General features: G+C 42.8%; 7 protein-coding genes and 1 pseudogene. 3 read left to right on the plus strand and 5 right to left on the minus strand.

Annotated elements, in window-relative coordinates; genetic code table 11:
* Positions 1–135 precede the first annotated feature (135 nt).
* The gene (gene cobW / locus GTQ43_RS15040; RefSeq protein WP_265273394.1) at positions 136–1,176 is read right to left on the minus strand and encodes a cobalamin biosynthesis protein CobW; all 1,041 of its coding nucleotides are present in this window, start codon (positions 1,174–1,176) and stop codon (positions 136–138) included.
* A gap of 373 nt (positions 1,177–1,549) precedes the next feature.
* Positions 1,550–2,731, minus strand: coding sequence for a serine hydrolase domain-containing protein (locus GTQ43_RS15045; protein WP_265273395.1), 1,182 nt, complete (start codon positions 2,729–2,731; stop codon positions 1,550–1,552).
* Positions 2,732–2,792: 61 nt separating this feature from the next.
* Here GTQ43_RS15045 and fdhD point away from each other — a divergent pair, with 61 nt between their 5' ends.
* Entirely contained in the window at positions 2,793–3,632 is an 840-nt protein-coding gene (gene fdhD / locus GTQ43_RS15050) for a formate dehydrogenase accessory sulfurtransferase FdhD (RefSeq protein WP_265273396.1), read from the plus strand.
* 442 nt (positions 3,633–4,074) lie between these two features.
* Positions 4,075–7,961 (plus strand): annotated as a pseudogene (locus GTQ43_RS15055) (ATP-binding protein).
* A 1,335-nt stretch (positions 7,962–9,296) separates the two neighbouring features.
* Here GTQ43_RS15055 and GTQ43_RS15060 read toward each other — a convergent pair.
* A complete protein-coding gene (locus GTQ43_RS15060) occupies positions 9,297–11,024 on the minus strand; it encodes an NFACT family protein (RefSeq protein WP_265273397.1) in 1,728 nt (575 codons plus the stop codon).
* 171 nt (positions 11,025–11,195) lie between these two features.
* Positions 11,196–12,464 carry a glycosyltransferase family 4 protein gene (locus GTQ43_RS15065; RefSeq protein WP_265273398.1) on the minus strand — a complete coding sequence of 423 codons (1,269 nt, stop codon included), beginning with the start codon at positions 12,462–12,464 and terminating at the stop codon, positions 11,196–11,198.
* 655 nt (positions 12,465–13,119) lie between these two features.
* Here GTQ43_RS15065 and psaK point away from each other — a divergent pair.
* Positions 13,120–13,380, plus strand: coding sequence for a photosystem I reaction center subunit PsaK (gene psaK / locus GTQ43_RS15070; RefSeq protein WP_012410900.1), 261 nt, complete (start codon positions 13,120–13,122; stop codon positions 13,378–13,380).
* Between the two features lie 358 nt (positions 13,381–13,738).
* Here psaK and GTQ43_RS15075 read toward each other — a convergent pair whose 3' ends face one another.
* Positions 13,739–14,431 (minus strand): manganese catalase family protein, encoded by a 693-nt coding sequence (locus tag GTQ43_RS15075; protein ID WP_265273399.1) that lies wholly within the window; start codon positions 14,429–14,431, stop codon positions 13,739–13,741.
* Between the last annotated feature and the right edge of the window lie 96 nt (positions 14,432–14,527).

Consider the following 14,527-nt stretch of genomic DNA (forward strand, 5'->3'; position numbering starts at 1 on the left):
ATTGCGGTTCCCCCCTTTTTTAAGGGGGGCTAGGGGGGATCAATAAGTGCCTAAAATCACAGCAAACTACTTTTCAAACAACCTCTCAGTATATAGATTCCCGACTTCTTTGAGAAGTCGGGAATCTATATATATTTACAAAGCTACAAGTTGCGATTCGATTTCTGAAGACTTTAAATCACGTCCGATAAAAACTAAGCGGGTTTGCCGCGCCTCTTCAGGTTTCCAGGCGCGATCGTAAAATTTATCAAATCGAGTTCCTACGCCTTGCATTACCAAACGCATGGATTTATTTGGCACTGCGACAAACCCTTTAATCCGGTAAATTTCTTGTTCTTGTGCTAATTTCTCTAACTGCTGTTGCAGCTTTTCTGGATCAAAAGTACGATCCAAAACTAGATTAGTTGAAGTAATTTCTTCGTCGTGATTGTGGTCTTCTTCGGTATCGTGATGACTAGGACGAGAATCTAAATTGTCTTCAACTGCGGCTTGGATTCCTAATAATATAGATGCATCTAGTTGAGAATGATCGCTCTCGACAATCTTCACCACTCTGGGTAACTCTTGCTTAATCAATTCCTCAACTCTGGCTTTTGTCTCAGCATCCACCAAGTCAATTTTATTCAACACCACTAAGTCTGCACAAGCAAGTTGGTCTTCAAACAGTTCTTGCAAGGGTGTTTCATGTTCTAGATTATCATCAGCTTGTCGCTGGGCTGCGATCGCATCTGGATCGCTAGCAAATGTCCCTGCTGCAACCGCCGCACAATCTACCACCGTAATTACCGCATCTACAGTGGCGGCGTTGCGAATTTCTTGCCAGCGAAAAGCCTTCACCAATGGTTTTGGTAGGGCTAAACCAGAGGTTTCAATCAAAATGCAGTCGATACTATCTCGCCGCTTGATTAACTCTTGCATCGTTGGGTAAAACTCTTCCTGCACGGTGCAACATAAGCAGCCGTTAGTTAATTCAAAGATATTAGTGTCACCCTCACCATCTTCGGGACAAATTTGACAAGATTTTAACAATTCGCCATCAATACCGAGTTCGCCAAATTCATTGACTAAAACGGCAATGCGGCGGCCTTGGTTGTTTTGTAGCAGGTGGCGAATTAGGCTGGTTTTCCCACTACCTAAGAAGCCTGTAATCACTGTGACAGGAATTTTCGTAGCCATATTTTTGCCTAATTTACTCAGTACAGGAAGTTTTAATAGTTACAAACTTAAATATTGAGATTAAGCTTGGTTTGAAGATTGACTTAGTTATTTTAAGCTGAAAGTCTATGGTTAGCTTGAAAATATTGCCATTTAGGTAATTCTGAGATTTCTGCATCTTTAATTGGAGATCCAAATCCTTTGTCAGGGCGACTCTTTCTATCTAGGTATCAATGTAAAAATATCCTGTTTCCGATTCTGGTTTTCCACAATAGACATCTCCAAAAAAGAATGTAGAGACGTAGCACTGCTACGTCTCTACAAGGGTTGTGGATAACGCATATTTAATTTCACCAGATGTCTAATAGACTGTGAAATTCTAGCGATATTAGCATCATTTATTACTTACAACTTCTAAGCCAGTTCTAGCTATTGATTTAATATCAACATTCTGAGCGTTTAGCAGCACTATTATAGTGGTGTTTTGATTCGGGAGATATGCCAGCAATGTTGTGAAGCCATAAGCTATACCACTATGTCCAATTGCTGTTTCTAAAGGAGATGAGAACCGTTCTACACCTAACCCATAACTATAACTTTCGCCATTATCTTTAAATTTCAGCATTTCTTTCATCATCTTCGATGAAAGTAAGGTTTTTTTGATAAATAACGCTTTGGCGAACTTGGCTAAATCCTCTGCTGTTGAAACTAATCCACCATCTCCCAAACCATTGCCATCGTTGACATCGGCGTAGCTATCTAGCTTACCATCCTTATAGCGATCGCCATAACCTGTAGCTACTTCTCCAATTGTCGGTTCGCGCAATTCTGTGAAGGTATGTTTTAACCCTAATGGTTTTAAAATCTGACTGCGGATAGCTTGTGCGAGGGTTCCCCTAGTTATATTTTCCACAATCAGTTCCAAAAGAATGTAGTTGCAATCAGTATAAATAAATTTTTCTCCAGGATTTGCCTGTGGTTCTTCTTGGTACATATACTTAATAGCTTCTCTGGCTGTCCAAGGCTGTGAGCGACTTCTTTTCGCAGTAGCTTGAAGAAACTCTTTTGTATCTAAGTACTCCGCAACACCACTGGTATGATTGAGCAGTTGACGAACTGTAATTTTATCGCTGTTGACAATATGAGGACTGATGTCTGTTGGTAAGTAGGTTGCGATCGCTCGATCTAAGTTTATCTTCCCTTGCTGCACTAATTTCAGCACAACCACCGCCATAAAAGTCTTACTCATACTGGCAATGGAAAAGCCATCTGTGGTTTTCATCCGGGTTTTAGTTGACAAGTTATTGACACCAGATACTCCCAACCAAGAACCTTTAGGTGTAGAAATATACATGACTCCACCAGGGATTTTTTGTTCTGCAACTATCTCATTTAAAAGTGTCTGTAGTTGAGAACTTTTTCCCACCGTGGAGGTAGACATGACTTGTTTTGCAAGAGATTTTTCAATTACTCTCTGACTAATGTTATTACCCACTAGGTATCCTGCAAAACCAAGGGAAGTCACAAAGACTATTGCCAATAAAATTTTCCTGAAAGTCAAAAATTTTAGGTTCATAAATAGCATTACTCTGTTTCCAGATTAGTATCAAAATTTAAATTCACCAAGGATCGCAAATATGACAATGCCAGCTAAAAGCAAAACCAAAGCCACTGTTTGGGTAATAGAAAAAGGTCAAGTACAGCCTCGCTTAGATCATCTTACTACTGAGGAACCTTTAGAAATTCGTCTTGTTCCTTTCCAGAAGACGGTAGCTGTAACTATGCGAACACCAGGGGCAGATTTTGAACTAGCGGCTGGTTTCCTCTACGGTGAAGGAGTCGTTAGCCGCAGAGAAGATATCCGACGGATCAGCTACTGTGTGGATGAATTGGTAGACGGGGAACAGCGCCATAACATCGTGAATGTAGAACTGCGGGATGGGTTAATTCCAGACTTACAGCCTTTGGAACGTCATTTCTACACTAGTAGCGCCTGTGGAGTGTGTGGTAAAGCTAGCCTTGAGGCTTTGCGTCTGCGGGGATGTTCAGTGATTCCTTCTGGCCCCACAGTCACGCCTGAGATCATCTACAGCCTACCAGATAAGCTCCGGGCCGCTCAAGGTATCTTCACTGCTACAGGAGGTTTGCACGCTGCGGCTACCTTCGATGCTCAAGGACAACTGTTAAACCTGCACGAGGATGTTGGGCGACACAATGCTTTGGATAAATTGATTGGTTCAGCTTTCCTCAGTGACGAGTTGCCTTTAGATAATTGTATTGTCTTAGTGAGCGGACGCTCTAGTTTTGAGATTTTGCAAAAGTCTACAACTGCTGGAGTTCCTATTGTTTGTTCTGTTTCTGCTCCCAGTAGTTTAGCGGTATCTGTCGCCAAAGAATTTGGCATTACCTTAATTGGATTCTTGCGTGGAGAACGGTTCAATATTTACACTGGTTTACAAAGAATAAATGCTGCTTAGAAACAAATATAGCGGTTCCCATTCAAATGTGGTAAGTAGTAATGCAAAAATAAATATACATTTGTCATTGCGAATGGAGCAAAGCGGAATGAAGCAATCCCAAGGTCTTGGGATTGCTTCTCTACATTTCATTCCGTACCCTACGGGAAGGCTCCGCCTACGCAATGACATAAATATTTTTGCATACGCACCTACAACATCATCTCGTCAGGTGTAGGGGCAATTCATGAATTGCCCCTACGACGCGGATCTGGTTTTTCCAATCATCTATACTTGGTCTTTCCTATCAATGCGTAAGTCCTATAATTTAGAAAGGATTTTCCTAAAAGACGACCACAAATATAACTTGTAACCGACGCATGACCAATCGAGAGGAATTAATGAAGAACGAGTCAACGTCAGCAAGCAACGCCGACGTAAATTTCCTTATCGGTGGGGTGAAATGGGTGCTAGGATGCGAGAATACGACTGGTCAAAAACCTCCCTTGGCCCGGCACAGCAGTGGCCACAGAGTTTAAGGACTGCCGTGCGGATTATGCTAACCTGCCGCCAAGCCATGTTTGTCTGGTGGGGCGAAGAACTCATAAATCTTTATAATGATGCTTACAAGGCTATTATTGGCGGCAAACATCCAGAAGCCCTTGGACAGCCAGCTTGTTTGGTGTGGCGGGAAATATGGGATCAGGTTGGGCCTCGCGCCGAATCAGCAATGCTGAAGAACGAAGGCACTTATGACGAAGCGTTACTGCTAATTATGGAGCGCAACGGCTACCCGGAGGAAACCTATTATACTTTTTCATATAGCCCGGTTCCGAATGATCGGGGTGACACAGGTGGAATCATCTGCGCTAACACGGACGACACTCAGAGGATCGTTGGTGAGCGTCAGTTAGCACTTTTGCGCGAACTAGCGGCGAGGACGGCAGATGCGCGGACATTCGATCAAGCTTGTACAGTAAGTGCGAATTGTTTAGAGAGCAACCCTTACGATCTCCCTTTCGCGATGATTTATCTGGTTGATCCAGATCAGCAGCAAGTTTTTCTGGCTGGAACGTGTCGCATCGACAAAAATCATGTAGCAGTTCCTGAAACAGTCGATCTCGATTCTGATTCAGTTTGGCCATTTGCGGAAGTAATTAGAACACATCAGGCAAAACTGATTTCTGATTTGGAAGTGTCTTTTAGTAGGTTACCTTGCGGAGTGTGGGGGCGATCGCCCCATCAAGCGATCGCAGTGCCAATTGCCCCATCCGGTCAGACGGGAAAATCTGGTATATTAATTGTTGGGTTGAATCCCTTCAGGCTATTTGATGATAATTATAGAGGATTCATCGATTTAGTTGCGGCTCAAATTGCTGCCAGCATTGCCAATGCGCAAGCTTACGAGGAAGAACGCAAACGCGCCCAAGCCTTGGCAGAAATCGATCGCGCGAAAACCGTCTTTTTCAGCAATGTCAGCCACGAGTTTCGTACGCCCCTGACGCTGATGCTAGGGCCATTAGAGGAAACCTTAGCCAATTGCGCCACCCTGCTGCCAGCCAACGAACGAGAGCAGTTAAAAATGGTGCAACGCAATGGACTGCGCCTATTAAAACTGGTCAATAGTCTGCTAGACTTCTCACGCATCGAAGCCGGACGAGTTCAAGCCTCTTATGAACCCACCGATCTAGCCACTTTCACCGCAGAACTAGCTAGTGTATTTCGTTCCGCAGTAGAACGCGCAGAGATGCAGTTATCAGTCAACTGTCCTTCCCTACCGACACCAGTGTATGTAGATCGGGAGATGTGGGAAAAGATTGTTCTGAACCTGCTATCGAATGCATTCAAGTTTACGATGGCTGGAAAAATCGTGGTCAGCTTGCAGTGGCTAAACGATTGCATTGAGTTTTCAGTTCAAGATACAGGAATTGGTATCCCAGCAGAAGAAATCCCCCATCTTTTTGAACGATTCCACCGCGTCAAAGGCGCGCAAGGACGAACTTTTGAAGGATCGGGAATTGGATTGTCACTGGTGCAAGAATTGGTGCAAATGCATGGTGGAACAGTCAAGGTGACAAGTGTTCTCGGAGCAGGTAGTTGCTTTACTGTATCAATTCCAACGGGATCCGCTCATTTGCCTCCAGACCGAATTAGCGCCCCTAGAACTTTAGCTTCAACCGCATTAGGTACAACACCCTATTTAGAAGAAGCCGTGCGTTGGCTACCGGAAGAAGAGAGCAGGGGAAGCAGGGGGAGAAGAGAAGCAGGGGGAGAAGAAATAGTTCAAGAAGAGTACACATCATATATAGATTCTTCCCCTGCCTCCCCCGCCTCCCCTACCTCCCCTGCCTCCCCTACCTCCCCTACCTCCCCTGCCCCCCTGCCTCCCCTACCCCCCGAATTCTCCTAGCTGACGATAACGCAGATATGCGCGATTACGTCAAACGGCTATTAAGTCAGCAGTATGAGGTCGAATCAGTGGCAGACGGTTTAGCGGCTTTGGATTCTGCTCGTGGGTGTGTCCCAGACTTGGTACTGACAGACGTAATGATGCCTGGATTAGATGGCTTTGGACTCCTGCAAGAATTGCGAACCGATCCGCAGACGCAAAAAGTTCCGATCATTCTGCTGTCGGCGCGGGCGGGAGAAGAGGCACGGGTGGAAGGGTTAGAAGCGGGAGCCGATGATTACTTAATTAAACCCTTTTCGGCTCGGGAATTGTTAGCGCGGGTAGAGGCAGCCCTCAAAATGGCTCGTCTCCGCGAGGAGGCAATGCAACGAGAACAAGGACTACGGATTGAAGCTGAGGTTGCGAAAGCACACTTAGAAACTGTCCTGGCTGGTATCCAAGACCAGTTTTATGTGTTGGATCGGGAGTGGCGTTATACCTTTGTTAACGATCGCGTAGCAGATGTTGTGGGCATCCCAAAGGAAGATTTACTAGGTAGGATCCTTTGGGAAGTATTTCCTGATATGGTTAAAACCGAATTTTATACCCAAGTTCATCGAGCGATCGCCCAACAGAACGTTGTTCGCTTTGAATACTTTTATACCCCTTGGCAACGCTGGTTTGAGAATCGCATCTACCCTTTTGGTGAAGGAGTAAGCATTTTTGTTACAGAAATTAGCGATCGCAAAACAACAGAAGCCGAACGCGATCGCCTTCTGGAACTTGAGCAAGCTGCGAGAACTGAAGCCGAAACAGCCAACCGGATAAAAGATGAGTTTTTGGCGGTGCTTTCCCATGAATTGCGATCGCCTCTCAATCCTATTCTTGGTTGGGCGAGACTCTTACAAACTCGTAAATTTCAACCAGCAGAGATTAATAAAGCGATTGCAACCATCGAGCGCAATGCTAAATTACAAGCGCAACTAATTGAAGACTTGCTTGATGTCTCTCGGATCTTACAAGGTAAACTCAACCTTAATATGTTTCCCGTCAACCTAGTGTCTGTTATTGAGGCGGGATTGGAGACAGTGCATTTGGCAGCAGAGGCTAAAGAGATTCAAATTCACACAATGCTGGATGCTTCCTTCGGGCAAGTTTTGGGTGATTCTGGTCGTTTACAACAAGTAATCTGGAATCTGTTATCTAATGCCGTTAAATTCACTCCTGAAGGAGGAAAAATTGAGATTCAACTAGAGCGCATTGATACTCAAGCTCAAATTACTGTCAGTGATACAGGTAAGGGAATTAGCCCGGAATTTCTCCCTTATGTATTTGAATATTTTCGTCAGGCTGATGGCACAACAACCCGAAGGTTTGGTGGGTTGGGATTAGGGTTAGCAATTGTCCGTCATCTGATAGAATTACACGGTGGCACGATTTGGGCTGAAAGTTTAGGGGAAGGGCAAGGAGCTATTTTTACAGTTAGGCTACCGCTCATCAAAAAAGAGTTAAGCCCACAACAACAGATAAATGATGCTCTAAATACCTCTTTGACAGATGAAATCCTTACAGGCATTGAAATTTTAGTTGTGGACGATGACGATGATACCCGTGAGTTCCACACATTTGTGCTAGAACAGGCTGGAGCAAGGGTAATTGCTGCGGCATCGGCAAAAGAAGCACTGCAAGTATTGGCAGAGTCACAACCAGATATTATGCTCAGTGATATTGGAATGCCAGAGATCGATGGCTATATGCTGATGCGTCAAATTAAAGTATTGCAAGCAAAGCAAGCTAAACAGATTCCTGCGATCGCCTTAACTGCTTATGCCGGAGAAATCAACCAGCAACAAGCACTCAAATCAGGATTTCACAGGCATCTGTCCAAACCAGTTGAACCAGATGAGTTAGTTAAGGCAATTGCAACTCTGATTGGTAGGAGTGACGACTCTCACCGCTAATTGCAAGCAATGTAGCGGGAGCATCTAACCTCGCAGCTAGAATTTGCTGATTCACGGGTCTGGTATTCCAGTAACCTCCACAGCCAGCAACGATGCGTCCACACCGCTGTTTTGTACAAGAAACCAAAGTTTTGTACAACCAAGGTAACTGATTTTACGCAACCAACCTAACAGATAAAATCTGTATTTCTGGATGCAACCCCATATCAGTTTTCAAGGTTCAGTCCGTTCAATTGGGATGAGAGTTTCCCGGTCTTCGACCTGAACGGTGGACTACTGACTCGATCTCTTTAATTATACCCTAAAATCCTTGCTACACAAAGGTTTTAAACTATGAAGATTACAAAAAGATTGGTAAATATAAGGGTATCGAACCCTTGTATTTACCCCGGAGGCTTTGATGGGAATGATTAATACATTGAATTTTTCTCGCCGACTTACTTAAATTCATGTAAAAAATATGGAAATTAGTTTGTAGCGAATGTAAAAAACGTCTTTAAAAACTTTTAATTAGAGTACTCCAAGTAAAAAAATGCCCAATTTTCATTGCGAGCGTTCGCGAAGCGTCTCGTAGAGAAACGAAGCAATCCCAAGGGCTGTGATTGCTTCGCTTCGCTCGCAATGACGGGCTTTGGATCATTTATTTTTTGAAACACTATTATTTAGATAACTGGCATTAAACCATTATATACAAAAAGACCAGCCTCCCACAGCTGGTCTAGAAAATGTTTTTTGCGTTGTCTTCTCAAGAGAGTTAAAACCCAATTGCGCGTTCCCAAAATGCAACGGGCAACTTTTCTTAACAATATTGTAACAGTGAACACAGATTTTTCCTGAATATTCATCAAAAAAAGATATTAACAAAGCTAAAAAGCCTCTATCTATTAGAATAATTCAGTAGATCCCAGGGTATAGTCTGACAAGGCCATAGGCACTGGAAGCAGAAAAGAAATAAATGACTTATGTCCCAATACGCTTGGGTTATACCATTTCACAAAAACCTTAATCTGCGGAGGTTAGGGAGCCACTGCGCCCTTGCGGTTTCCGGGGAAGCAAGCTACGCGCAGCGTCTCCCCTTGTGAGAAGCAAGTGGCGTTTGAGGAACGAAACCCAACATTAAAGGTTATACCAATTCAATTAATGATTGCAACACATCTTTGGGTTAAGACGCGATGAATCGCATCTCTACAAGTGGTACAAATGGTACAGATGATCTTAAGGGCACAGCATTGATGTTTCCCTATCTGTGTATTTCATTTACCTGAAAAACGCTGTATATCCAATATTTCAGTTCGCGATCGCTCGGTACAAGTGCCCCATCTCCAATACCCATAACTAATTCCCAATGACTATTTGTGGTTTTCCCCAGAGAATACTCTCTTGCTTGTAAATTGCAATTCCCGGTTTTGCTCCTTTAGGTTTGTAGACGTGTTTTAGCTGGGTGTAAACTACTGGTACTTGCTCACTCTGACGGGCACGACTATAGTAAGCGGCAAGATTAGCTACAAATTGCAAATCAGCTTCTTCTGCAACAGCACCGGGTTCTAGACGTAGTAGTAGATGGCTCCCTGGAATTTCTTGAGCGTGGAACCAGATGTCATAATCCCCAGCTACACGAAAAGTTAATTGGTCATTTTGGCGATTGTTACGACCAATTAATACCTCAAAGCCACTAGGAGTAAGATAACGATGAAAGTTGGTACTGGGGGCTTCGTTTGCGCTACGGCTGCGATATTCTGGATCTTCTAGATACTTTTGCCCAATCAACTCTTCACGAATTTCTTCTAAAGCTCGCAAATCTTCTGCTGTTTGGTAGGTGTCTATTTGAGCGATCGCAGCTTCTACTTGTTCTAAATACTCAATTTCTGTCTGCACTTCTAATAGTAGGGGTTCCACAGCAGAACGAGCGCGTTTCAGCTTTTGATGTTGTTTATAAAGACTTTGGGCATTTTGGACAGCATTTTTATCTGGCTGAAGAGCGATCGCTACTGGCAAATTTGTCTCAAAATCAGCCAGGATAATTTCTTTCATCCCTGGTTCCCAATTTTGCAGGTGAGCCATCAATAAATCAGCTTTTTGTCGATACTCATCGGCTCGATCTGATTGCTGTAAGCGTGTTTTAAAAGTTTGAGCTTTATTGCGTAATTTCACCAGGATATTATGCAATTTCTGACTCAACTGATGGCGCAATTGAGAAAATAATTGTTGGTCAATTTGGTTACTATAGTAACGATTGAGCAACTCCTGAACATTTTTAACTTTTTCAACTCCACCCCAACCCATTACGGTGTAGCCATCTTTTGTCCAAGCGGGTTGAAATTTCTTGGAATCTAAGGCTTGTAGCCATTCTTGCCAACGCTCAAACAGCCGTCGCCAATCTTCGGGGTTGAGAGTATCGGTAGATGTTTCTGGTGCGATATTTGCTTCTAACAGCATTAACTCTAGTAATGCTGCACTCAAGCCACTATAACTTTTTAGTAATTGCCGCTTGATTGCTCCTGGTACTAAACTTACCCGTTCTTGCCAACGCTCTTGAGATTCGCTGAAACTGGGGACAGTTCCAGTGAGTTTTGGTGGTGTTTCATAAGGTTGTCCGGTTTGGATGGGACGGACACTAGATTGTTGCTGACTGACTTGATGAGCAGCAGTGATAATTATATTGCTAGCGTCGGTAAGAATGACGTTGCTATATTTGCCCATGATTTCTGCATAGACATGATACAGGGCACTTTCTCCGGGACGACGGGCAAATTGCAAATCAATCACCCGCTCCCAAGGGGCGATCGCTTCAATACCCACCAGCGCCAAACCACCCAGTTGGTGTATCAGTTGTTGGCTAAAGGTAAAAGTATCTGGCGATCGCGGTGGCGGATCGCCAATGCAAATATGTGCCGCTTGGGGATGCCAAGAAACTTGTAGCCAATCACGCTGTTTCAGGGTGCGTAATGCTATGGCAATAGTGTAGCGATCGCGCTGATAAACCTGTTCTGTCCGCGAGGGCAGCCAGTTAGCGCGTATTTCGCTACAAGTAGCTGTAAGGGTGGTGAAGTCAACTGGTTGCATAGCCGTTCGCGTTCAAAGGTCGATGCTCAGTATACTTCCATCATCTCTAATATTGATATTAATGTAGGCATCACATTGATCCCCAAAGAAATGTAGAGACGCAAAATTTTGCATCTCTCTACAAAAATCGGTATTTACGATGATTTTATCCGCAGTGTATTAGGTTGCTGGTTATTTAGCGATCAATGCAGGTTCCTTTGCTGATGGCTCTAATAATTGGGTGTAAAGTTCGCCTAACTGAACTGCTACGCCATGCCAACTAAATTTACTTTCAACGCGCTTTCTGCCAGCTTTACCTAATTCGTCTCGCCACTCTGGATCTAAGAGAATTCGGTCAATGGCAGACGCAAAAGCACTTACATTTTGTGGTGGTGCCAATAAACCAGTTTCTTCATTAACTACAGTAAACTGAAGTCCACCAACATCGCTAGCCACAACTGGAGTACCGCTTGCCATCGCTTCGATCGCTACGAGTCCAAAGGGTTCGTAGTGACTAGGAACAACGCAAACATCGGCAGCCGCGTAATAAGTTGGTAAAATATCTTGACTGAGACGACCAGCAAAGGTAGTCAAGTCAGAGATTCCTAAGTCATTGACGATTTGCTCAATGCGATCGCGCTCAAGGCCGTCGCTGTTACCTGGAGTACTACCACCACCAATAATTAGTTTGAAATTCTTGGAGTCGCGTAACCCAGACTCGTTTACTGCACGCACTAGGGTTTCTATACCTTTGCGTTGGTCAAAACGTCCTACATATAGTACAACTTTAGCCTCTTTCACAATCCCAAATTCAGCCCTAGCTGCTTCTCTGCCAATGGAACCAAAGCGCTGAATATCTGTACCGCAGGGAATGATGTCAATATTGCCTTCAGTGGAAACTAGCGATCGCATGTGTTGCTGTTCTTGTGGACTTGTGGCTACAATTCGCTCTGCTGTTTCCAACACCTGTTTTTCTACAGCTAATCGCTGATTGGCAATCAGAGGAATATTTTCTATAGTGTTATACTTCACTGCTCCTAATGAGTGGTACGTATGAACTTGCTTACTCTCTTGGATTTTCTTTAACTGCATCCCCACCCAACTAGAGAGCCAATAGTTAGTGTGAACTAACTGGTATGTAATGTCATTTTTTACTTGAAATTTCAGGAAATTATCAACAAATTCTGGCAGATATTCAAAAATTTCATCTCGCGGTACAAACTCAATCGGCCCAGCTTTTAAACGAATAGTTCGACAATTATCGCTATGTTCAATAATCAAGTCTTGCTCTAGACTCACTTTGCGGGTAAACATATCAACTTGCCATCCCAGCCGCGCTAGTGCTTCACCCACTTGGCGCACATAAACATTTTGTCCCCCAGCTTCTTCTTTCCCTATTTCAATCGCCGGATCACCGTGGACGGAAATCAAGGCGATACGTTTTTCGGTAGTAGAGTTCATAGTTTGAGTGTTTGCTGATTTTAAAAAAGTTTTAGGCAATTCCAAGTTCGTGTTTAGCACACTTTCCTGAATTGTTGAGGAACTTTGATTAATATTTATTTTAATTTAAGATGTCTAATATTTTTTTACATCTTCTGCCAGAAGTATAGTTGTAAGTTAAGTAATTTATATTTAATTTCTTTAGATATAGAAAAAACTATATTTATATTCCATACCTTAGATAGATGAAAATTATATTTAGTGATAGAATATACGCAAGCTTACCCATAAGAGTAGTCTGTCAATAAATAATTGATGGATAAATTCCCTGTAGAGACGGCGATTTATCGCGTCTCTCTAACCGTCAAAACGAATTTGACAGACTAATAGTAAATGCATTAATGTGACTTCGATGAAGTTAATAGTACAGACGCGATTAATCGAGTCTGTAAAAAATCATAAATCTTAGTATAATTTTGTACCTCATAAGCCCTTACCTCTTACATTGAAGTTCAAGCCAGTTGGCACAGTCAATTCACTCCCTTTGAACTCAAGTTGTATTAAGTAGTAAGAACAACTGTTAAATATTGATGCAAAATTGGGTATTTTATTGAATTTGCTTCGGAAAGTTTCAGATTATATTTTCAATCATTAATAAATTTCAGGAGCAAATCAGGTGTTTACTTCAACCTTACTCGCTGCTGCAACCACACCCTTGCAATGGAGTCCGACAGTTGGACTGATTATCATTATTGCTAATATCATTGCCATTGCTTTTGGTAAATCAACCATCAAATATCCCAACGCTGAACCAGCACTGCCCTCATCTAATCTCTTTGGTGGTTTTGGTTTACCGGCCCTTTTAGCAACCACTGCCTTCGGTCATATCTTAGGAGTGGGCGCTGTTTTGGGGCTGCATAACCTGGGAAGAATTTAGGTTCTTAACCAAGTTAACCTTTATTTGATGATTTTTTTGTCTCCATCTTTGAGCCAGAGAGTTAATTTCCTGGCTCTTTTTTATCGTAAAAAGGCACAGATTCAACAGCCTAGTCTGAAACTCTCTTTATCATTTACTGGAATGCCCCTTTAGATAATAATAGTTTTCTAATACAAAAAAGCCCCTATTCATATAAGGGCTTTAATTATTGACTATTGACTATGGCTGCCACAAACGAATCTGTGTCTTTCTAACTGTCTAATAACGAATTAAGCCTTTGCACGTAGAGGATCCTAAAGAAGCGGTACTATTACTTTGATAAGAGCTTCTTCTAGTACTTAAGTTGGTTCCGTTGGAATTAAGAGTGACTTTCTAACGGATTAGCAATGTATTTAAAGGTTGGTTCAGAATTCCAAGGGCCACGCTCATCTTTACCATTGTCACTTGTAGATAGGTTGTAGTAGAGAGCAACAGTTTCATCTGGCTTAACATTACCAAAAAATGGATCTGTCAACTTACCTAGCGAATCTAGAGCTTTCATAAACATCTGAGTGTGAGAAATTTCTCGTGTCAACAGATGGACTAAAGTCTCTTGGGTTCCTTTGTCAGTTGCCAACTTAATCAATGATTCGTAAGTCTGACGAGCACCAGCTTCTGCTGCAACGTTAGCTCTTAAATCACGCACTACATCTCCACCCTCATTCAAGTAACTTGCAGTCCAAGCAGTACCCTGGCTATCTAGAAAATGAGGCCCAATTCCTCGGACTGCAAAGAGAGTACTCTTATAAGCCTCTGTTTGATCCACATTTTTGGTATGAGCTTCAATGAGTTTACCAACCATTTCTAAATGGCTGAATTCCTCGATTGCAATATCTTGAAGCATGTCTTTAATTCCAGCATTTTCGACATGGAATGATTGAACCCAATATTGCAGGGCTGCACTAAGTTCGCCAGTAGCTCCGCCAAATTGCTCTAGTAGTAACTGAGCAAAACGAGGGTTTGCTTCACTAACATTAACTGCATGAATAGGCTCTTTCTTGTGAAAAAACATGGATTTACACTTCCAAAAATTATGATGGTATGAAACGGATTGATTGGTCTTTTAGAATTTTTCCAAATCGAGCTAATTTATTGTTTTATAGCCGCT

The organism is Nostoc sp. KVJ3 (assembly GCF_026127265.1).
Taxonomy (GTDB): domain Bacteria; phylum Cyanobacteriota; class Cyanobacteriia; order Cyanobacteriales; family Nostocaceae; genus Nostoc.

Coding starts and splice junctions, on each gene's coding strand:
- cobW (WP_265273394.1), bottom strand. CDS start 1,176: ATGGCTACGAAAATTCCTGTCACAGTGATTACAGGCTTCTTAGGTAGT.
- GTQ43_RS15045 (WP_265273395.1), bottom strand. CDS start 2,731: ATGAACCTAAAATTTTTGACTTTCAGGAAAATTTTATTGGCAATAGTC.
- fdhD (WP_265273396.1), top strand. CDS start 2,793: ATGACAATGCCAGCTAAAAGCAAAACCAAAGCCACTGTTTGGGTAATA.
- GTQ43_RS15060 (WP_265273397.1), bottom strand. CDS start 11,024: ATGCAACCAGTTGACTTCACCACCCTTACAGCTACTTGTAGCGAAATA.
- GTQ43_RS15065 (WP_265273398.1), bottom strand. CDS start 12,464: ATGAACTCTACTACCGAAAAACGTATCGCCTTGATTTCCGTCCACGGT.
- GTQ43_RS15075 (WP_265273399.1), bottom strand. CDS start 14,431: ATGTTTTTTCACAAGAAAGAGCCTATTCATGCAGTTAATGTTAGTGAA.